The following is an 18,611-nucleotide window of genomic DNA, read 5'->3' as shown; positions in this document are numbered from 1 at the left end:
GCGCCTGGAAGGCAACGTCATCTCGGTTACGTGACGTTCCTCGCGGCCACCCAGGCGCCCCAGAACAGGCTGGAAAAGAACCGCGTCGCGGTGCCGAACCCAGCCTCCTCGAGCAAGTGCTGAACCGCCGCCTCCGAGTGGGGCGGATCGGCGCCCTGGAGAATCTTGCCGAGCTTGGCGCGAACGGCGTCAGCACTCGCACCCTGCTGACGCCAACGCTCGCCCCAAGCCGCCAACAACAGCGGCTGACTGGCATAGGCCTGATGGTTGCCGGCGACAATCAACGGCGCCCCCGGTTTGAGCCGGGCGGCAATCGCCTTGAGGATGTTGTGCTTGGCCTGATCGCCGGGCAGGTGATGCAACACACCGATCAGGGTCGCAGCGTCATAGGGTGGCTCATCCGTCAGTTCCTCGACCGTGCCGAGGAATACCCGGGTACGCGAAAGCAGGCCCTGTGCCTGGAGGCTGGCCTGGGCCAACTCGAGCATCGGCGCCGAAGGGTCGACCGCAGTGAACTGCCAAAGCGGCTCAAGCGCCCCCGCCGTGAGGATTTCCTGGGCCGTACCGCCGGCGCCCACCACCAGCACCCTCGCCTCGCGCCCGCTGCCCAGGCTGGCCGCCAGCATGCAGGCGACCAATTCGTGACAGGCGTCATAACCGGCCAGGGCGATACGGCTTTGCTCGGCGTACTCGCCAGCACGGGACACATCGAACTTTCGAGCCGAATCCGGGTGTTCAGACGACATGGGCTTTTTCTCTTGGCCGGGGACTTCAGCCCAAGGTAGTCGTCGCTCGAAAATAAAGAAAATTCATGTTTTTAATGCAATGCATTCCTCTAAGGAATACGAGAAAAGCATCAGCGACTCGACGAACATAACCCACCCAGGCGCCCCTCTAGATCGAAAGCCGGCGACGATTTGAAACCGCCATGAACAGCATCGAGAAGACGATTACAGCCCACTTCGTATCCGCCCCATATTGTTGCGCGAACACCCCGTAAAGCTTTCATATAGTCGATGTCATTTGCGCGAATTTTCGACTATTTCTCTGCAGGTCGCCGCCTGATGCGGTGTTTTCCGGAGACCTGTCATGACCCATATTCAGATCGGCTTGCTTATGCTGCTGGGCATCAGCGCGTTCGGTGTGATCACCCTCTACCTCGATTTCTGGCGGGCGGCCAAGGCGCAAAGGGAGAACAAATAAGCCGTCACAGGCCGACCGGACAGGGAACGTCAGAGCGTGGGATCAGGCCTTGATCGGCAACCAGATCTCCACTTTCCCGGTGCCTTTTTTCGGATTGAAATCGGCGCTGTAGCGCTCGAACTCCGGCGCATCGGCGGCCAGGTAGCCGGATTGCGGCAACCAGTGGTTCCAGATGGCCTCGAAGGTCTGCTTGAGGGTATCGAGGGAGCCCTGGTGTTCAAACACCGCGTATTGCTGGTCCTGCAACTCGACCCAGCGATACAGCTCGGGCAGGTCGTCGAGCTTGCTGATCTGCACTCCGGCGATGTACTCGAAGCCGCCCTGGCCGTCCGGATTGCAGCAGATACCGTACGTCGCTTCCCCCATCTGACTGGGGACTTTTCCGATATGCGGCACGAAGGCGTCCCACAGATCCGGGATCGAGCCCGATGTCTCGGCGGTGAAACGCGCACCCAGGCCGGCGATCAATTGGAAATGACCATGCTCGAAGCGTGGTGCGGGCAAGGCATGCGTGTAGCCAAGGCTGTGTGCTGCGTCCATGGGTGCAAACTCCATATGGGAAACGACTCCGAAAGGCAGTATAGAAGCAAATAATCCCGTCGTTTGAGCAACACGGCGGCTGTCCCCCCAGCGTCAGAAATATTTCCGCGGGCCATCTGGACAGAAGGCCAGTATCCCCTTTATTGTCTGCCCCGCAGGCCACCGCAGTGGCCAACGTCGCTCGGACGGTTCCGGGCGCTTACGTGTCAGAGGTTTACATGGCCAACCCAGGTTCGCCGCGCCGCTTTGCGCGCATTGATCGACTCCCCCCTTACGTATTCAATATCACTGCCGAGCTGAAGATGGCCGCCCGTCGTCGTGGCGAAGACATCATCGACTTGAGCATGGGTAACCCCGACGGCGCCACCCCGCCGCATATCGTCGAAAAACTGGTCACCGTCGCCCAACGCGAAGACACCCACGGCTACTCCACGTCCAAGGGTATCCCACGGCTACGCCGGGCGATTTCCCACTGGTACAAGGATCGTTATCAGGTCGATATCGACCCGGAAAGCGAAGCCATTGTCACCATCGGTTCGAAAGAGGGCCTGGCGCACCTGATGCTCGCCACCCTCGACCAGGGCGACACGGTGCTGGTGCCCAACCCCAGCTACCCGATTCACATCTACGGCGCGGTGATCGCCGGCGCCCAGGTCCGTTCGGTGCCACTGGTACCCGGCGTGGACTTCTTCGCCGAACTGGAAAAGGCCATCCGCGGTTCCATTCCCAAGCCGAAGATGATGATTCTCGGTTTCCCGTCGAACCCGACCGCGCAGTGCGTGGAACTGGAGTTCTTCGAACGGGTGATCGCCCTGGCCAAACAGTACGACGTGCTGGTGATCCACGACCTGGCGTATGCCGACATCGTCTACGACGGCTGGAAAGCCCCGTCGATCATGCAGGTGCCGGGGGCCAAGGACATCGCGGTGGAGTTTTTCACCCTGTCCAAGAGCTACAACATGGCGGGCTGGCGCATCGGTTTCATGGTCGGCAATCCGGAATTGGTCAGTGCCCTGGCGCGGATCAAGAGCTACCACGACTACGGCACCTTCACGCCCTTGCAGGTGGCGGCCATCGCTGCGCTGGAAGGCGATCAGCAATGCGTCAAGGACATCGCCGAGCAGTATCGCCAACGCCGCAACGTGCTGGTCAAGGGCTTGCATGAACTGGGCTGGATGGTCGAAAACCCCAAGGCATCGATGTATGTCTGGGCGAAGATTCCCGAAGAGTATGCCCAGATGGGCTCGCTGGAATTCGCCAAGAAGCTGCTGGCCGAAGCCAAGGTCTGCGTCTCGCCGGGGGTTGGGTTTGGCGAGTACGGCGACGACCATGTGCGGTTCGCCCTGATTGAAAACCTCGACCGCATTCGCCAGGCCGTACGCGGAATTCGCGGGATGTTCCGCGCCGATGGCCTGCTGAAGAAAGCCAGCGCGGAATAACCCGGGTGGCGAGCGGGCTTGCCCGCTCGCCACATTTATTGCGGCCGACATTCATCATGAGTGTCGGCCCCGAGTCGTTTAGACCACCAGCGACAGCAGCAGGATAAACACCAGAGCCACAACTGACAGAATGGTCTCCATGGCCGTCCAGGTCTTGAACGTCTCGGCCACGGTCATGTTGAAGTACTGCTTGACCAGCCAGAACCCGGCATCGTTGACGTGGGACAGGATCAACGAACCCGCCCCCGTCGCCAGCACCAACAGTTCGCGGTTCACTCCGGGGATCAGGTCCACCACCGGCATCACGATACCCGCCCCGGTAATGGTCGCGACCGTCGCCGAGCCCGTGGCCACGCGAATCACCGCCGCCACCAGCCATGCCAGCAGGATCGGCGAAATCTGCGCATTCACGGCAATATGCCCGATCACATCACCCACGCCACTGGTCACCAGCATCTGCTTGAAACCACCGCCGGCGCCGATGATCAGGATGATCGCCGCCGTCGGCGCCAGGCTCGCATCCAGCAACTTGAGCACACGCTTGGAATCCATGCCCTGACGCTTGCCGAAGGTATACAACGCCAACAGCAGGGCCAGCAGCAAGGCACTGATCGGATGACCGATCATGTCCATCCAGATGCGGAAGAAATGCCCATCCGGCAGGGCAATGTCGGCGAAGGTCTTGAGCAGCATCAGGAACACCGGCAGCAACACGGTGACCAGGGTCACGCCAAAACTCGGCAGCGCTTTGACTTCCGGCTCGCGGGCCAGTTGGTCGACCAGTTCCTGGGAAGGGTTGCCCGGGATGTACTTGGCAATGAAGGTGCCGTAGATCGGCCCGGCGATGATGGCAGTCGGCAAGGCGACGATCAGACCGTAGAAAATGGTCTTGCCGATGTCGGCGTTGAACACCCCGATGGCCAGCAGCGGCCCCGGATGCGGCGGCACCAGGCCGTGCACCGCCGAGAGCCCGGCCAGCAGCGGGATGCCGATCTTGATCAGTGGCACGCCGGTACGCCGCGCGACGATGAACACCAGCGGAATCAGCAGCACAAAGCCGATTTCGAAGAACAGCGGAATGCCCACCAGGAACGCCGAGCACATCATCGCCCATTGCACCCGCTCCTTGCCGAAGGCACGGATCAGGGTCTGGGCGATCTGATCGGCACCACCGGAATCGGACATCATCTTGCCGAGCATGGTACCCAGCGCAAGGATGATACCGACAAAACCCAGCACACCACCGAAGCCGTCCTGGAACGCCTTGATGATCTTGTCCGCAGGCATGCCCGAGGTCAGGCCGAGAAACGCCGAAGCGATGATCAGGCCAATAAAGGGGTGAATCTTGAAGCGGGTGATCAACACGATCAGCCCGATAATCGTGACCACTGCATCCAGCAACAGATAGGTCTCGTGGGACAGTCCAAACATAAGGTGTCTCCTGCTTGTTGTTTTTATACGCTGCGTTGTTTGACGATAGCCGATTGGGATAGCGCTATCTTTTCGAGACGAAAATCAGGCGGATCGATCCAGCCCGTGGGCCTGCCACCAGCGATGGGCCGACTGGGCCAAACGCTCGATACTCTGGGTCGAGGCATCGAGGGCCAGGGTCAGGGGCTCGCCAACGGGTGACTCAAGGGTGGCGAACTGGCTATCGATCAGGGTTGAAGGCATGAAGTGCCCGGGGCGATGGGCCACCCGCTCGGCGGCCACTTCACGGCTCAGTTCGAGAAACACGAAACCCAGCCCCGGCGCCGCACTGCGCAGGCGCTCGCGGTAGCTGTGCTTGAGCGCCGAGCAGGTCAGCACCGGATGGCCGCCCGTGGCCAGGACCGCGCGCAACTCGTCGCACAGGCTGTCGAGCCAGCCGGCACGGTCGTCATCGGTCAGGGGGATGCCGGCACTCATCTTGGCGATATTGGCGGCGGGGTGAAAGCTGTCGCCTTCGATCTGGGTCGCGCCATTGAGCCGGCACAGGGCCTCGCCCACGCTGGACTTGCCGCAACCGGAGACGCCCATGATGACCAGGGCGGTGATGGGTTGACTCATGTAACACCTCAGCACGTAGACAGCGCTGTCTTTGTCAGGCCTTCCATTACTTGGAAAGCAAAGCACAAAACACAAACTGCCGACGCTTTCTTGTCATTTTTATGGGGGGAAGCGGTCACTCTCCACGACAGCATCCAGCGCGATCAGGCCAACCACGCTCAGACAATTGCAGGCTCGTCGAGACAGCGCTACCTTAGTGCCTTGAATTTTGTTTGGCAAGCCGCCCGATGACCTCCACCAAAACCGATAAAAATACCCGTACCACGGGACGCCCTACCCTCAGCGAAGTCGCGCGCCTGGCCGGCGTCAGTCCGATCACCGCGTCGCGGGCCCTGCGTGGCATCAGCAGCGTGGCCACGGAACTGGTGGAAAAAGTCCGACATGCGGCAGAGGAATTGAACTACGTGGTCAATCCGGCCGCCCGTGCCCTGGCCTCGGCCCAGAGTCATTCCGTGGTGGTGCTGGTGCCGTCGTTGTCCAACCTGCTGTTTATCGACACCCTGGAAGCCATTCACTCGGTGCTGCGCCCGCGCGGCTTTGAAGTGCTGATCGGCAACTATCATTACTCCCGCGACGAAGAAGAAAACCTGCTGCGCAACTACATGTCCTACCAGCCACGGGGCCTGTTGCTGACCGGTTTCGACCGTTCGGAAAGCGCGCGGCGGATGATCGAGGCGAGCAACGTGCCGTGCGTCTACATGATGGACCTGGACCCCGGCGCCGGGGTGAACTGTGTCGGCTTCTCGCAACAGAACGCCGGCGCCACCGTGGCCGAACACCTGATCTCCCGGGGTCGCAAGCACCTGGCCTATATCGGTGCGCAGTTGGACCAGCGCACGCTCCTGCGTGGCGAAGGCTTTCGCCAGGCGTTGCAGACGGCAGGCTTGTATCACCCGGATCTGGAATTACTGACCCCGCGCCCTTCGTCGGTAGGCCTGGGCGGCGAGTTGTTCCTGCAACTGATGCACAACCATCCCCAGGTCGATGGGATCTTCTTTGGCAACGACGACCTGGCCCAGGGCGCCCTGCTGGAGGCCATACGCTGTGGCATCAAGGTGCCGGAACAGGTCGCGGTGGTGGGTTTCAACGACCTGCCCGGCTCGGCCTTCATGGTCCCGCGCCTGAGCAGCATCCGCACACCGCGGGAGGCCATTGGCCGGCGGGCGGCGGAACAGATGCTGAGCTTGATGGCCGGTAACCCGGTAGCCCAGCCGGTGCAGGACATGGGTTATGAACTGATGGTGCGCGAAAGCAGTTGAACCGCCGCCAGCACCTGGAGCACTCCCCGACTCAGCGGGGAGTGGATATCAAACCTGATCGGAACGACGTTTTTCCCTGATCAGCAACAGCGCGGCAAATACCCCGATCCACACCACCGACGCGCCGTAGTTCACTCGTTGGTAAAGGCCGAAGCCCTCTCCCGCCGCCACCGCCAGTCCCATCAACGGCAACGCCGCCACGGCCACCAAGGTGCATGCCAGGGAAAACCAGGCGAAGGCTTTCGAGCCCAGCAAACGACTGGCGAGGTAAACCCACAAGGCGTTGGCGATGACCAAAGTCAGAAACATCATCAGCCCCGCGCTGTTATGCACGGTCTGGCTGAAGGATGGGTGCTGCAAGCCACAACCCGCATCGCAGGAAAAGTAACCGGTGAACAGGCTGGCAATCCCGTGGAGCGCAATCAACACGCCGCTGATCTGCGCCAGGCCACGCCCTTCGAAACAGGCGAAGACCGTCACGCCGAAAGCGAAGAACAGCAGCCCCAGGGGCAGGTTGTTGATCAACGGTGACAACTCGTGGGTGGGCGCACCCAGCGCCCCCAATTCACTCATGGCCTGATTGAGATGGCTGTAGCCCGGATACAGGGCCCCGACCAGCGCCAACCCGACAAGCAACCAGAAAGGCGTCAACACTCCGGCCACGCAGCCGAATTTACGCAATGCCTTGTGCATCTAGCGGGGACCTCTGGACAGTAAGTGAAAGCGACAGGCCACTATCGTAAAACGCCACGTGAACCTCGATCCAGCCTTTTATCAAGCAAGCAGACTGGCGGCCATGGTCTATCCTGATTCGTCACAAAGCCTTCATTCAAGCGTAAAAAAAATTACATGGAAGTCTGAATGAACACACTCAAAGTGTTGCTGACCGGTGCCTGCGGCCGTATCGGCAAGACCTTTTTCCAAGCGACCCAACAGCATTACAACTTTGTTCTCGCCGACCGCCATCAACCGGATTTTGCCATCGGCGATCACCGCTTCGTCCGCCTCGACATGGCTGACAAGGAAGAGCTCGTCGCCCTGGTCGACGGCATCGACGTGGTGGTGCACCTGGCCGGTATCCCCTTTGCCGACTCGTCCATCGAGGAACTGCTGCCCAACAATATCCTGGCCACCACCTACCTGCTGGAGGCTGCCGCGAACGCACAGTGCAAGCGCGTGGTGTTCGCCAGCAGCGCCCAGACCATCGAAGGTTACCCGCAGGGCCGGCAGATCACGCCGGGCATGCCGGTGATGCCGACCAATTTATTCGGCGTGAGCAAGTGCTACGGCGAAGCGCTGTGTGCCTTCTACTCGGCCCAGCGCGGACTATCGTGCATTGTCTTGCGTATCGGCGCCTTCAAGTTTCCCGACGATCATGACCTGTACAAGACCGCCGACCTGAGTACCTGGCTCAGTCCACGGGACGCCGTGCAATTGTTGCAGCGGGCGATCGAGGTCAAAGACGTACAGCATCTGGTGGCCTACGGCATCTCCAACAACCGCTTCAAGCGCCTGGACCTGAGCGAAACCAGCCGGGTCCTGGGTTATCACCCCATGGACGATGCGTCCCAGGAGTTCGGGTTGCCGCTGCACTGACTGCGGAAGTGCACTGCCGGGAGCGGCAATCCAGGCGGCAAGCCCCCTCCGCCCGCCGCGGCTTTTTTACCCGCTGTGTATCCGCCAAGCCTTGATAAGTCCGGCTTTGTACCGATAGGCATACAAATTGCTGACATGGGTCATGTTCCCACATTCAGGGGTTTATCCCATGTTGGTCAATGCCCGTTATAACCCAGTGATTCAGCCCAGCCATCGCACGGACCTGGATCCGACCACCGCCGCTGCCAATGCGCTGTCCAGCGGTTTTATCCAGAATGCCCAGGCGGCCAGCGCCACCAGCAGCGCCAGCGGCACCCAAAATGCCGCGGACCAGATCGCCGACAACGTCAATGCGGCCTTCGCCAAGACCCGTGTGCAGTTGCAGGCCTCCGTACCGACTGTCGCGGCCCCCGCCACCCTGACCGCGACAGCGCCGACCACCCGCATGGCGCCCCCTGCCGTGGCGAGCAGCGACAGCGGCGCGGCGCAGGCATTCAAGGACTACATGAGCAAGCCGGTGGCCCAGCGCATCCGTGATCAGATACTCAAGGAAGAAGGCCTGACCGAAAATGATCTGAAAAGCATGTCGCCGGAAAAGCAGAAAGGCATCGAAGACAAGATTGCCGAGCGCATGAAGATGGAGTTCAACGCGAAGACTGCGGACAACCAGGCCACCCCTGGCGACCAGCAGGCAGCCGGGGCCTTCCTGGCCAGCGCCAGCCAGTAAATCGATCGGCTGTGGTAGCCGGCTTGCCGGCTACCTTTATCAGGGCAACTGCAAGGTCGCATTGATCTGGCTGATGGCATCCACCACATGCCGCGACCCCTGCTGGATTTCCAGGATAACCTCTCCCGCTTCGTTCGCCAGTTCGACCCCGCGCCCGGTTCGGCTGAGACTCGACTGCATGCTCGTGACCGCGCTGTGGGACAGGTCATGGTTCTTGCCCACCACGGCGACGATCTCCAGGGTCGCCTGGCTGGTGCGCGCCGCCAGGTTACGAACCTCATCGGCCACCACTGCGAAGCCGCGTCCGTGCTCCCCGGCCCGCGCCGCCTCGATGGCCGCATTGAGCGCCAGCAGGTTGGTCTGGTCGGCAATCCCGCGAATGGTCTGGACAATGCTGCCGATGACATCGGACTGACGATTGACCGCGTCGATGCTTTGCGCCGCATCGTTCAGGTTGCGGGAAATTTCCTCGATGATTTCCACGGTCTGCTGCACCACCTGCGACCCCTTCTGGGCGCTGGCGTCATTCTGCACCGAGGTGGAATGCGCCGACTCGGCCGCCGATTGCAGGCTGGTGACCTGGGCGGTGATATCGCTGGCGAACTTCACCACTTTATACAGCCGGCCCTTGGCATCGAAGATCGGGTTGTAGGACGCTTCGAGAAAAACCGTATGACCGTATTTATCAACCCGCTCGAACCGGCGTGAGTGATATTCCCCGCGATTGAGGGACGCCCAGAACGCCTTGTATTCCGCTGAGTCGCGCTCGGCGGGGAGGCAGAACATGCTGTGATGATGGCCGACCACTTCAGGGAGGCTGTAGTGCAGGGTCTTGAGGAAGTTCTCGTTGGCCTTGATCACCTTGCCGTCCGGGGTGAACTCGATCATCGCCATGGACCGGCTCAAGGCGTTCACGATGCTCTGGTTCTCATGCTCCAGGTGCATACGCTCGGTAATGTCCGCTGCGACCTTGATCACGCTGCGCACCTGACGATCGGCATTCAGGACCGGCATGTAGCTGGCCTCCAGCCAGACCTCGCGGCCCTGACTGTCCAGGCGCATGAACTCGCCGCTCAGGGCTTCGCCACGGGCCAGGTCGCGCCAGAACTTGGCGTATTCCTCGCTGTTGGCAAAGGACTCTTCGCAAAACAACCGATGATGCTTGCCACGAATCTCATCGATGGCATAACCCATGGCCGTGCAGAAGTTGGCATTGGCGTCGAGGATATGGCCGTCGGGGCTGAACTCGATCATCGCCATGGAGCGGCTGATGGCCGCCATCTTGGCGTTGACGTCGGATAACTCGCAGGAAAAACGTTGAATTTCCAGCAGGTCGGATTTGCGACGAGAATCAAACATGGCTTAAATCCCTTCAGCGCTGTCAATGGATGGGCCCGAGTGACGACTTCACCTTGAACGGTTGGATTTCGTCCTTCATATAAATCCATCTGAAAGCATAGACAGCCGTCGGTTGGATGCAAGCCAATCGCCAGCAACCAACGGTTGCCAGCTGATTCGATACCAATACCGCGCAAATCAGCGCAACATTTCGAACAAAGCCTGCACCGCCGCCGAGCGCGCCCCCGAGCTTGAAGCGAGCAAGCCGAAGCGCCGCTCGATCGTCACGTCCAGGCGCAAGACCCGCAGGCCCTTGCGCTCGGTGGGCAGGGCCAGCTCGGGGACCAGGGTCACACCGAGGTTTTCCCGCACCAGGGTATAGGCGCTGCTCCACTCACGAACCTCGACCCGAATGTCCTGCAGCGACAGACCGATTTCGCCGGCAATGCTGCGGGCATTGACCGCGCAACCGCCGGTCGCCAGCACAAAGGGTTCGGCCACCAGTTCGGCCAGGCTCACACAGCCATCGCTGCCCCTGGCCGCCAACCGGTGACCCAGTGGGACCACCGCAACCCAGGTATCGCGTCCAAGCTCCAGGGCGCCGCTTTTAATATCCGGGTTGAGCACCACGCCGACATCCACGGTGTCACTGGCGAGCATCGCCTGCACTTCATCGTCACTGACCTCCAGCGCCACCACCTCGATGCCGGGATGGCGTTGGCGGAACTGGCGCAGCAGCGGGGGCAAGAAGGTGCTCAGGACCATGGGGAAACTCGCCAGGCGGATACTGCCGCCGACCAGCCCTTTGTCGCTGTCGACCTGCTGGCGGATGTTCTCCAGGGCCGCGAGCATGATCCGCGCCTGGGCAAGGACCTGCTGGCCGATGGCGGTGGGCAACGACTGGCGGGCATGGCGGGTGAACAACTGGACACCGAGGGTCTGTTCCATTGCCGCCAACGCCTGGCTGGCCGCCGACTGGGTCAGGCCGACCTGTTCGGCGGCATGGGTCAGGGTGCCGGTATCGAGCACCGCCACCAACAGGCGCCAATGGAGCAGATTCATCATGACAGTAGCTGACCTTATGGCTATTTTCTGAAGAATTAATTTTACCCAGGTCAGGGTTACCTATGACACTGCCGCTCGCCAAGGCCGTCAAGGCTGAACACGATCATTACCCAGGGAGTCTCATCGTCATGAAGCTGTACTACGTTCCCAGCACCTGCTCGCTGTCACCGCATATCGTCCTGCGTGAGCTCGGCCTGCCCTTCGAATTGGTACGGGTCGACAACCAGAGCAAAGTCACCGAGCACGGTGAAGATTTCCTCAAGATCAATCCCAAGGGTTATGTCGCGGCGCTTCAACTGGACGATGGTCGGGTACTCACCGAAGGCGTGGCCATCGTGCAGTTTCTCGCCGATCTCAAGCCCGAGGCCGGACTGGCGCCGGTCAATGGCAGCTGGGAGCGCTCGCGTTTGCAGGAAGTGTTGAATTTCATTTCCGGCGAAGTGCATGGCGCGATGGGGCCGATGTTCAACAGCGCGATACCGGATGAGGTGAAGGCAATTTTCCGCGACAAGCTGTACAAGCGTTTCACCCTGCTCAGCAGCACCCTGGAAGCCCATGACTACCTGCTGGGCGAACACTTCAGCGTGGCCGATGCCTATCTGTTCACCGTGCTGCGCTGGACAGCCTTCCTTGGCCTGGACCTGGCGCCATGGCCGGCACTGCAACGCTTTATGGCACGCGTCGAGCAACGTCCGGCGGTGATCGCCGCGCTGGCGGCGGAGGCGGGCTGATACCCTGGGTCTCGATCAGCCCCAGCAACAGGCACAGGCCCTTGAGCATCACAGGCTGCCACTTACACGCTGGGCCACCGCCGAGGGTACCCAGGCGTTCCAGACCTGTGGTTGCTCACGCAGGAAAGCTTCGGCGACCTGGCGGGGTGGCAGGCGTTTTTCAGCCATGTCGGCCAGGGTGCGGTTCAGCAGGTCGATCGGCAGGTCGACTTTGGCAAAGAACTCCACCAGGTCCGGGTACTGCGCCTTGAACGGCGCGGACACGCCGATCGCCAGGTGCGCCGGCATCGAGCGGGTACCCCTTGGGTGCGGGTTGTTGGCGTCGGCCAGGGTCTTCCAGGCTTCGGCGTCAAACGCGGGTTCTTCCAGTTTCACCAGGTTGAAGCGACCCAGCAGTGGGGTCGGCGACCAGTAGTAGAACAGCACCGGCTTGCCGCGTTTGACCGAAGACGCCACTTCCGCGTCCAGTGCCGCGCCGGAGCCGGTACGGAAGTTGACGAAGCTGTCGCTCAGGCCATAGGCCTTGATTTTCTGGCTGTTGACGATTTCCGAGGTCCAGCCGGTGGGGCTGTTGAGGAAGCGTCCACGGGACGGATCTTCCGGGTCGCGGAACACGTCCTTGTAGCGTGGCAGGTCGGCCACCGACTTGAGGTCAGGCGCCAGTGGCTTGATGCCGCGTGCCGGATCGCCCTTGATCACGTATTCCGGTACCCACCAGCCTTCGGTGGCGCCCTTGACCGTGTCGCCAATGCCGAACACCTTGCCTTCGTTTTCGGCCTTGATCCAGGCCGGGCTGCGTCCGGCCCATTCCTCGCCGATGACCTGGATATCGTTTTTCGCCAGGGCGGCTTCCAGGCTCACGGTGCTGCCGGGCAAGGTGTCGGTGGAGTAGCCGTAGCCTTTCTCGACGATCAGTCGCAGGACTTCGGTGATCAGGCTGCCGCTCTCCCAGGTGATGTCACCGAAGTGGATCGGGGCGTTCTTTTCCGCGGCGGGTGCCAGCTGGGCCAACAGGCTCAGGGCCAGGATGGAGCCGCCGAACAGGGTCTTGATGGATTTCATGCTCGCCTCGTGGTGGTTTGGTTTTCAGGGTCAATCGTTGCCTTGCACGGGATTTCCCCCGTTGGAATACGAACCTTGCTGGCCCGGGTCATGTAGTCGCTGACCGAACGCTGGGAAATGCCCAGCTCGGCGGCAATCTCGGGATAGGTCAGGCCGTTGACGCGGGACAGCAGGAAGGTGGCCTTGACCTTGTCCGGCAGGCCATCGAGCAGGCAGTCGATGTTTTCCAGGGCTTCGAGCATCTGGGCCCGCTCTTCGGGCGACAGCACGTCGGCGTCGGGGATCTGTTGCAAGACATCGAGGTAGGCCCGTTCCAGGTCGCGACGGCGCCAGCGCTGGTACATCAGGCGCTGGGCAATGGTGGTCAGCAGCGCGCGCGGCTGGCGGATCGGCACCACGTCGGGCGCCATCAGCAACTGGACGAACGTGTCGGCGGCGATGTCTTCGGCGCTGGCGCGGGAATCCAGGTGGCGGCGCATACGGGCGCACAGCCATGGGTAATGACTACGGAACAATCCGCCCACGTAATCGCGGTGAGGTGTGTCGGCGCCGGACATAGTGGCTCCAATTCAAGAGAGATGCGCTGTATGTCCGGTGGTCCGGTGGCAGGAATCCTACCAACACGGCTTATTCTTTAATAATACTTAAAAACTATTTTTATATACTTATTAGTTATTTAACGAATTGATGCAAACCCCAGTGCCTGAGCCTCATCCCGGTAATCCAGCAACACCTGATAGTCCGCCTCGCACGCCGGCAGCACTTCACTCAAACCCAGCGTCGAGGCGACATCGGGAAGCTCCTGCAGCGCCTGGTTCATCGCCGCCCGAATGCCTTCGATCGCTTCGACACTCGTCTCGGCATGGGTGATGTAAGGCAGGCACGGACTCAAGGCGCTGCGCGCCACCACTCTCAAACCGGCCACCTCATGGGGCGCGAAACGCGCCAGGTAGGCGAAGCTCACACTGTCCACTGCCGCCAGGTCGGCCAGGTCTTCACGCAACCAGCGCAGGCTTTCGCGGTGGGCGCCGCTCTGCCCGACACTGTCGAAGAACCGACCGTCCTGATGCAGGGGTGCCAGGGAATGGCGTAGCAGGTTCATCCCGCTGTTGGAGCCTTCGTCGTTGATCACCCCGCGGCTGTCGTAGAAGTCTTCCAGCGTGCGTCGGCCTTCACGCTCATGGCTCAACAGCAGGCTGCAATGAGTACCGCCCGAGGCATGCTCGAACTCATAGCGCGGACGCCCGATCAGCTTGACCTGGCCGCGCAACAGGGTCATCAGCGGATAGCCGCAGGTCTGGGTGAACAACAACTGCGGCGACAGCCAGAGTTGCATCAGCTCCAGGTCCCGGGCGGAACCACGGCGGACACCGAGCGTTTCCACGATCCGTTCGATCCAGCGCTCGTTGGCCTCCTGCACTTCGTGCGGCGCCACATACATCAACAATTCGGCATAACGGTGAGTCATGAAGGTTCCTCAGGCAAACGGATGCTGTGGGCTATCGACAACTTGCAGGGCATGCCGCCGCGCCAGTTCGCCATAGCCTTTTACCAGGTAGCCACCACTGCGCGCCAACCAGGCCTCACGCCGCGCACGATAGACCCTCGGCAGGAAATACCAGGGCAGTTTCGGCAGGTCATGATGGACCAGGTGCAGGTTCAGATTGAGGAACAGCCAGCGCCACGGCCAGCCCGCTTCGTTGAGCACCGTGCGCTGCTCCGGCAAGGCATTCGGGCGGTGCTCATAGAAAGACCGCAGCGCCCCCACCGACAGTGCCGGGACGCTGATCAGCAACAGGTAATGCCAGACCGGGATCACGCTGTAACGGGCGATGAACGCCAGCATCAACAGGGTCAGCGCGCCGTGGGTCAGCCACATCAGCCAGGCCTGGCGATCACCACGGCGCAAGCGTTGGCCTTCTTCCTTGACCAGGCCGAACAAGGACAGTGGCGCCCCCAGCAGCAGGCGACCGGGGACCGTCTTGTTCAACCGGTGCAGGCCGCGCACCAGGACCGAGCGATGCGGCCAGTCCTGCTGGCTGAAGTAGCGGCTTTCCGGGTCGCGACCGGGCAAGGTCAAGTCCTCGTCGCGGTGATGCAACAAGTGGCTGTCACGATACAGGGTATAGGGATACCAGACGGCGAGCGGCGCGTAGCCCATCAGCTTGTTCAACCAGACAAAACGGGTCGGATGACCGTGCAACAGCTCGTGTTGCACCGACATCCAGAGCGTGACGACAGGAATCAACAAAAAGGTGCTCGGCCACAGGCCCAGCCAGGGACTGGCCAGCAGCACGGCGAACCAGCTCAGATAGACACCGATCAGCAATAGCCAGGTCGGCCATTCGGTACGACCGGTGAAGGTTTGGTGCAGGTGCAGGATTTCTTCGCGTTGGGCAACATCAAGATAATTGGGCATCGGTCGGCTTCACACAGGGACAGCCGATGGATAAACCCCGGCTTTATCCTCTGGTGTGAATTACCGACGGAAAATCTTGCAGAACGATTGGTTATATCCTTAGAACCCTCAGTGGCCGAGCACATCAACCTTCTTCACCTTCTTCGCCGCACGCTTTTCGTCGGCAGTCTTGGCGGGTTTCTTCTTGGCGGCTTTCTTTGAATCCATACCCTTGCTCATGATGCGCACTCCAGGAGGATGTAGACTCAAGGTATACACCCATCCGGGCACTTCGGCTCTCTTATAATCCCGCGCCCCGCCCCACCACCGATGAATTCCATGCCCGACCCCGACTACGCACTGCTGCCGGAAACGCTGCGGCCTCTGCTGAACAAGTTCTACCGCGCGCACAACTCGCCCATGCGTTCGGCCAGCGATGGACAGCTGTGGGTGGCCCGGCAAGGGCAGATCATCGGCGGCCTTTCGTTGACCCCCGTCGCCCAGGGGCATTGGCTCACCGGGCTGTTTGTCGCCCCGCTCTCCCGTGGCCGGGGGATCGCCGCACAGCTGTTGCAACAGGCACTCGGCACCTGCAACGGCCCGGTCTGGCTGTTCTGCCATCCCGAGCTGCGCGGGTTTTATGAACGCCAGGGCTTCCACGGCGATCCGCTACTGCCGCAGCCATTGGCAGAGCGCCTGGCGCGCTACTCACGGAGCAAGCCGATGATCGCCCTGGGTATAGAACCGTTGGTAAACTCGACTGTGCAAAATGTGTGATCGACGGCGCATTTGCCCGTGATAGCCTCAAGCCCACACTCGTTTTGACCAGGATGATCATGAAACGCACGCTCGTGGCTTTATCCTTGACCGCCCTTCTCGCTCCATTCACCAGCCAGGCCGCAACCGCCAGTAGCGCCATCACCGACGGGCAATACGCCAAGGTCCTCGCGGGCCCATGGCGGGCTCCGGAAAACAGTGTCCGCGACGGCTACCGCCACCCCCAGCAGACCCTGCAGTTCTTCGGTTTACAGACCAACCAGACGGTGATCGAAATTACTCCCGGCGGGGGCTGGTACAGCGAAGTGCTCGCGCCGCTGCTCAAGGACCACGGGCATTACATTGCCGCCGTGCAGGCCGCTTCGACCAGTGAGTTCGCCAAGCGCTCGGCCGATAACCTGAAGCAGAAATTCGCCAAGGACCCGAGCCACTACGCCAAGGCCAGCGTCGTCGAGTTCAATCCCCAGGCGCCGGTGTTCGGCAAGCCGGGCTCGGCGGACCGGGTACTGACCTTCCGCAATGTGCACAACTGGGTCATGGCCGACGACGCCCCGGCGATGTTCAGCGCCTTCTTCAAGGTGCTGAAACCGGGCGGCGTGCTCGGCGTGGTGGATCATCGGGCCCAGGACGGCGCGGATCTGGCCAGCATCAAGCAAAGCGGTTATCTGCCCACCGCCTACGTAGTGAAACTGGCCACCGATGCCGGGTTTGCGCTGGAAGGACAAAGCGAAATCAACGCCAACTCCAAGGACACCAAGGACTACCCTGGCGGCGTCTGGACCCTGCCACCGTCGCTGAGACTGGGTGATCAGGATCGGGACAAGTACCTCGCCATCGGTGAATCCGACCGCCTGACCCTGCGCTTCGTCAAACCCGGCAAGGTGGCGGCCCAATAGCAGCGGCCGGGAGCGGCGGCGGTCAGTCGTCTGCCGTCGGGTCCTGGTCGGGGAACAGCACTTCGGTGAAACCGAATTTACTGAAATCGCTGATCCGCGACGGGTACAGGCGTCCGATCAGGTGATCGCATTCGTGCTGCACGACCCGGGCATGAAAGCCCTCGGCGATCCGCACCAGCGGCTCGCCATTGGGCGTGAAGCCTTCGTAGCGGATACGCGAATAGCGCTCCACCGCGCCCCGCAGCCCTGGCACCGACAGGCAACCTTCAAAGCCTTCTTCCAACTCCGGTCCCAGGGGCGTGATCAGCGGGTTGATCAGGATGGTCTGCGGCACCGCCTCGGCATCCGGGTAGCGTTCGCTGTGCTCGAAACCGAAGATCACCAGTTGCAGGTCGACACCGATCTGCGGCGCGGCCAAGCCGACCCCACCCACATGCTCCATGGTCTGGAACATGTCATCGATCAGCTCCCACAGCTCCTTGCTGTTGAACAGTTCCGGCGGCACCGGTGGCGCAATGCGCAACAGGCGCTCATCGCCCATTTTCAGGATTTCACGAATCATGATCAGGCTTCGTCAGTAGTCGGCTTCGGCGAGTGGTCTCGCCCAAGTCCGGAGATAGGCAGGGTGTCGTCATGCTCGTGGAAGTCCTTTTCGCCAGGATTCTTGCCTTCGGACGACATGTGTTCGATCACCGCATTCATCTCGGCCCCCAGCAACAGGACCGCCGCGGAAATATAGAAGTACAGCAGCAACACGATGATCGCCCCGATACTGCCATACATTGCGTTGTAGTCGGCGAAGGTTTTCACGTAGTAGCCGAAACCCAGGGACGCGACGATCCAGACCACCACCGCCAGCACCGAGCCGGGGGTGATAAAACGGAATTTCTGCTTCACATCAGGCATCACGTAGTACATCAAGGCCACGGCGAACATCAACAACAGCACCACCACCGGCCAGCGCAGCCAGGTCCACAGTGTGACGACGTACTCCTGCATGCCGATCTGCCCCGCCAGCCAGCTCATCACCTGCGGCCCGAGCACCATCAGCGCGGCGGCGGCCAGCAGCATCACGGCGATGCCCACGGTGTAGAAGATCGACAGCGGGAAGCGCTTCCAGATCGGCCGGCCCTCGACCACGTCGTAGGCGGCATTCATCGCGCTCATCATCAGCCGCACACCGGCCGAGGCGGTCCACAGGGCAATGACGATACCCACCGAGAGCAGGCCACCCTTGGATTGCTGCAATTGGTCGATCACCGGGTTGACCTGGTCCAGCGCCTGGGGCGGCAATACCAGTTCCGATTGCATGCGCAGCCAGGTAAAGAAATCCGGCAGGTGCAGGAAACCGATCAGGGCGATCAGGAACAACAGGAAGGGAAACAACGAAAACAGCATCTGGTAGGCCAATGCCGAGGCATAGGTCGACATTTCGTCGGCGACGAACTCAGTGACCGTGCGCATCATCACGCGATGCAGGGGCAGGTCGCGCAACTCAGGGAAAATCATAGCGTCTCCTTTCGCCGCAAAT

Annotated in this window: 19 protein-coding genes and 2 pseudogenes; 7 read left to right on the top strand and 14 right to left on the bottom strand. The window is 61.3% G+C overall.

Going from position 1 to position 18,611, the window contains the following annotated elements; translation table 11 throughout:
- Window positions 1-26: 26 nt before the first annotated feature.
- Window positions 27-746 (bottom strand): class I SAM-dependent methyltransferase, encoded by a 720-nt coding sequence (locus HX866_RS20060; RefSeq protein WP_177125638.1) that lies wholly within the window; start codon window positions 744-746, stop codon window positions 27-29.
- Window positions 747-1,245: 499 nt separating this feature from the next.
- Window positions 1,246-1,743 carry a GyrI-like domain-containing protein gene (locus tag HX866_RS20055; RefSeq protein WP_177096842.1) on the bottom strand — a complete coding sequence of 166 codons (498 nt, stop codon included), beginning with the start codon at window positions 1,741-1,743 and terminating at the stop codon, window positions 1,246-1,248.
- Between the two features lie 218 nt (window positions 1,744-1,961).
- On the opposite strand from HX866_RS20055, the gene alaC reads away from it, so the two are divergent.
- Window positions 1,962-3,182, top strand: a complete 1,221-nt coding sequence (alaC, locus tag HX866_RS20050) for an alanine transaminase (RefSeq protein WP_177096841.1) — start codon at window positions 1,962-1,964, stop codon at window positions 3,180-3,182.
- A gap of 78 nt (window positions 3,183-3,260) precedes the next feature.
- Here alaC and HX866_RS20045 read toward each other — a convergent pair whose 3' ends face one another.
- Window positions 3,261-4,613 (bottom strand): GntP family permease, encoded by a 1,353-nt coding sequence (locus HX866_RS20045; RefSeq protein WP_177096839.1) that lies wholly within the window; start codon window positions 4,611-4,613, stop codon window positions 3,261-3,263.
- 84 nt (window positions 4,614-4,697) lie between these two features.
- Complete coding sequence (locus HX866_RS20040; RefSeq protein WP_177096837.1) at window positions 4,698-5,231, bottom strand: gluconokinase; 534 nt, start codon at window positions 5,229-5,231, stop codon at window positions 4,698-4,700.
- 227 nt (window positions 5,232-5,458) lie between these two features.
- Between HX866_RS20040 and HX866_RS20035 the strand changes: the two genes are divergently transcribed.
- Entirely contained in the window at window positions 5,459-6,490 is a 1,032-nt protein-coding gene (locus HX866_RS20035; RefSeq protein ID WP_177140289.1) for a LacI family DNA-binding transcriptional regulator, read from the top strand.
- Between the two features lie 48 nt (window positions 6,491-6,538).
- Here the strand turns inward: HX866_RS20035 and HX866_RS20030 are convergent, their stop codons facing one another.
- Window positions 6,539-7,183, bottom strand: a complete 645-nt coding sequence (locus HX866_RS20030) for a DUF998 domain-containing protein (protein ID WP_177096833.1) — start codon at window positions 7,181-7,183, stop codon at window positions 6,539-6,541.
- Between the two features lie 168 nt (window positions 7,184-7,351).
- On the opposite strand from HX866_RS20030, the gene HX866_RS20025 reads away from it, so the two are divergent.
- Window positions 7,352-8,086: an NAD-dependent epimerase/dehydratase family protein gene (locus tag HX866_RS20025; protein WP_177140288.1), complete on the top strand. Its 735-nt coding sequence runs from the start codon at window positions 7,352-7,354 to the stop codon at window positions 8,084-8,086.
- Between the two features lie 169 nt (window positions 8,087-8,255).
- The gene (locus HX866_RS20020; RefSeq protein WP_177125637.1) at window positions 8,256-8,813 is read left to right on the top strand and encodes a hypothetical protein; all 558 of its coding nucleotides are present in this window, start codon (window positions 8,256-8,258) and stop codon (window positions 8,811-8,813) included.
- A 39-nt stretch (window positions 8,814-8,852) separates the two neighbouring features.
- Here HX866_RS20020 and HX866_RS34850 read toward each other — a convergent pair.
- From HX866_RS34850 to HX866_RS20010, 3 genes and pseudogenes are all read right to left on the bottom strand, one after another.
- Window positions 8,853-9,284 (bottom strand): annotated as a pseudogene (locus HX866_RS34850) (methyl-accepting chemotaxis protein); the annotation flags it as partial.
- Between the two features lie 114 nt (window positions 9,285-9,398).
- Window positions 9,399-10,067: pseudogene (locus HX866_RS34845) on the bottom strand (PAS domain-containing protein); the annotation flags it as partial.
- A 282-nt stretch (window positions 10,068-10,349) separates the two neighbouring features.
- A complete protein-coding gene (locus tag HX866_RS20010) occupies window positions 10,350-11,216 on the bottom strand; it encodes a LysR family transcriptional regulator (RefSeq protein WP_177103858.1) in 867 nt (288 codons plus the stop codon).
- Between the two features lie 128 nt (window positions 11,217-11,344).
- Here HX866_RS20010 and gstA point away from each other — a divergent pair, with 128 nt between their 5' ends.
- Entirely contained in the window at window positions 11,345-11,947 is a 603-nt protein-coding gene (gene gstA / locus HX866_RS20005; protein WP_177103951.1) for a glutathione transferase GstA, read from the top strand.
- A gap of 48 nt (window positions 11,948-11,995) precedes the next feature.
- Here gstA and HX866_RS20000 read toward each other — a convergent pair whose 3' ends face one another.
- From HX866_RS20000 to HX866_RS19985, 4 genes are all read right to left on the bottom strand, one after another.
- Entirely contained in the window at window positions 11,996-13,009 is a 1,014-nt protein-coding gene (locus HX866_RS20000) for an ABC transporter substrate-binding protein (RefSeq protein WP_177125636.1), read from the bottom strand.
- Window positions 13,006-13,566: a sigma-70 family RNA polymerase sigma factor gene (locus HX866_RS19995; RefSeq protein ID WP_177140287.1), complete on the bottom strand. Its 561-nt coding sequence runs from the start codon at window positions 13,564-13,566 to the stop codon at window positions 13,006-13,008. The genes HX866_RS20000 and HX866_RS19995 overlap by 4 nt, the downstream gene beginning before the upstream one ends.
- A 119-nt stretch (window positions 13,567-13,685) precedes the next feature.
- Window positions 13,686-14,477 (bottom strand): phosphate/phosphite/phosphonate ABC transporter substrate-binding protein, encoded by a 792-nt coding sequence (locus HX866_RS19990; RefSeq protein WP_177140286.1) that lies wholly within the window; start codon window positions 14,475-14,477, stop codon window positions 13,686-13,688.
- Between the two features lie 9 nt (window positions 14,478-14,486).
- Window positions 14,487-15,428 carry a fatty acid desaturase gene (locus tag HX866_RS19985; protein WP_177125634.1) on the bottom strand — a complete coding sequence of 314 codons (942 nt, stop codon included), beginning with the start codon at window positions 15,426-15,428 and terminating at the stop codon, window positions 14,487-14,489.
- A gap of 318 nt (window positions 15,429-15,746) precedes the next feature.
- Here HX866_RS19985 and HX866_RS19980 point away from each other — a divergent pair, with 318 nt between their 5' ends.
- Together HX866_RS19980 and HX866_RS19975 are read left to right on the top strand one after the other, a co-directional pair.
- Window positions 15,747-16,184 carry a GNAT family N-acetyltransferase gene (locus tag HX866_RS19980; protein ID WP_177140285.1) on the top strand — a complete coding sequence of 146 codons (438 nt, stop codon included), beginning with the start codon at window positions 15,747-15,749 and terminating at the stop codon, window positions 16,182-16,184.
- A gap of 59 nt (window positions 16,185-16,243) precedes the next feature.
- A complete protein-coding gene (locus HX866_RS19975; protein WP_177103849.1) occupies window positions 16,244-17,080 on the top strand; it encodes a class I SAM-dependent methyltransferase in 837 nt (278 codons plus the stop codon).
- Between the two features lie 22 nt (window positions 17,081-17,102).
- On the opposite strand, the gene def is transcribed toward HX866_RS19975, so the two are convergent.
- The gene (def, locus tag HX866_RS19970; RefSeq protein ID WP_177125632.1) at window positions 17,103-17,642 is read right to left on the bottom strand and encodes a peptide deformylase; all 540 of its coding nucleotides are present in this window, start codon (window positions 17,640-17,642) and stop codon (window positions 17,103-17,105) included.
- 2 nt (window positions 17,643-17,644) lie between these two features.
- Window positions 17,645-18,589, bottom strand: a complete 945-nt coding sequence (locus HX866_RS19965) for a YihY/virulence factor BrkB family protein (RefSeq protein WP_177096809.1) — start codon at window positions 18,587-18,589, stop codon at window positions 17,645-17,647.
- Between the last annotated feature and the right edge of the window lie 22 nt (window positions 18,590-18,611).

It is taken from the genome of Pseudomonas gingeri (assembly GCF_013386165.1).
Lineage (GTDB): Bacteria > Pseudomonadota > Gammaproteobacteria > Pseudomonadales > Pseudomonadaceae > Aquipseudomonas > Aquipseudomonas gingeri_C.
This window is presented reverse-complemented; position numbering and strand designations above follow the sequence as displayed.

Excerpts from the sequence above, each read along its gene's own strand:
- HX866_RS20000 (WP_177125636.1), bottom strand. The coding sequence starts at position 13,009 with ATGAAATCCATCAAGACCCTGTTCGGCGGCTCCATCCTGGCCCTGAGC.
- HX866_RS19965 (WP_177096809.1), bottom strand. The coding sequence starts at position 18,589 with ATGATTTTCCCTGAGTTGCGCGACCTGCCCCTGCATCGCGTGATGATG.
- HX866_RS20045 (WP_177096839.1), bottom strand. The coding sequence starts at position 4,613 with ATGTTTGGACTGTCCCACGAGACCTATCTGTTGCTGGATGCAGTGGTC.
- HX866_RS20060 (WP_177125638.1), bottom strand. The coding sequence starts at position 746 with ATGTCGTCTGAACACCCGGATTCGGCTCGAAAGTTCGATGTGTCCCGT.
- HX866_RS20055 (WP_177096842.1), bottom strand. The coding sequence starts at position 1,743 with ATGGACGCAGCACACAGCCTTGGCTACACGCATGCCTTGCCCGCACCA.
- HX866_RS20030 (WP_177096833.1), bottom strand. The coding sequence starts at position 7,183 with ATGCACAAGGCATTGCGTAAATTCGGCTGCGTGGCCGGAGTGTTGACG.
- HX866_RS20040 (WP_177096837.1), bottom strand. The coding sequence starts at position 5,231 with ATGAGTCAACCCATCACCGCCCTGGTCATCATGGGCGTCTCCGGTTGC.
- HX866_RS19975 (WP_177103849.1), top strand. The coding sequence starts at position 16,244 with ATGAAACGCACGCTCGTGGCTTTATCCTTGACCGCCCTTCTCGCTCCA.
- gstA (WP_177103951.1), top strand. The coding sequence starts at position 11,345 with ATGAAGCTGTACTACGTTCCCAGCACCTGCTCGCTGTCACCGCATATC.
- HX866_RS20020 (WP_177125637.1), top strand. The coding sequence starts at position 8,256 with ATGTTGGTCAATGCCCGTTATAACCCAGTGATTCAGCCCAGCCATCGC.
- HX866_RS19985 (WP_177125634.1), bottom strand. The coding sequence starts at position 15,428 with ATGCCCAATTATCTTGATGTTGCCCAACGCGAAGAAATCCTGCACCTG.
- HX866_RS20010 (WP_177103858.1), bottom strand. The coding sequence starts at position 11,216 with ATGATGAATCTGCTCCATTGGCGCCTGTTGGTGGCGGTGCTCGATACC.
- HX866_RS19980 (WP_177140285.1), top strand. The coding sequence starts at position 15,747 with ATGCCCGACCCCGACTACGCACTGCTGCCGGAAACGCTGCGGCCTCTG.
- HX866_RS19995 (WP_177140287.1), bottom strand. The coding sequence starts at position 13,566 with ATGTCCGGCGCCGACACACCTCACCGCGATTACGTGGGCGGATTGTTC.
- HX866_RS20035 (WP_177140289.1), top strand. The coding sequence starts at position 5,459 with ATGACCTCCACCAAAACCGATAAAAATACCCGTACCACGGGACGCCCT.
- def (WP_177125632.1), bottom strand. The coding sequence starts at position 17,642 with ATGATTCGTGAAATCCTGAAAATGGGCGATGAGCGCCTGTTGCGCATT.
- HX866_RS19990 (WP_177140286.1), bottom strand. The coding sequence starts at position 14,477 with ATGACTCACCGTTATGCCGAATTGTTGATGTATGTGGCGCCGCACGAA.
- HX866_RS20025 (WP_177140288.1), top strand. The coding sequence starts at position 7,352 with ATGAACACACTCAAAGTGTTGCTGACCGGTGCCTGCGGCCGTATCGGC.
- alaC (WP_177096841.1), top strand. The coding sequence starts at position 1,962 with ATGGCCAACCCAGGTTCGCCGCGCCGCTTTGCGCGCATTGATCGACTC.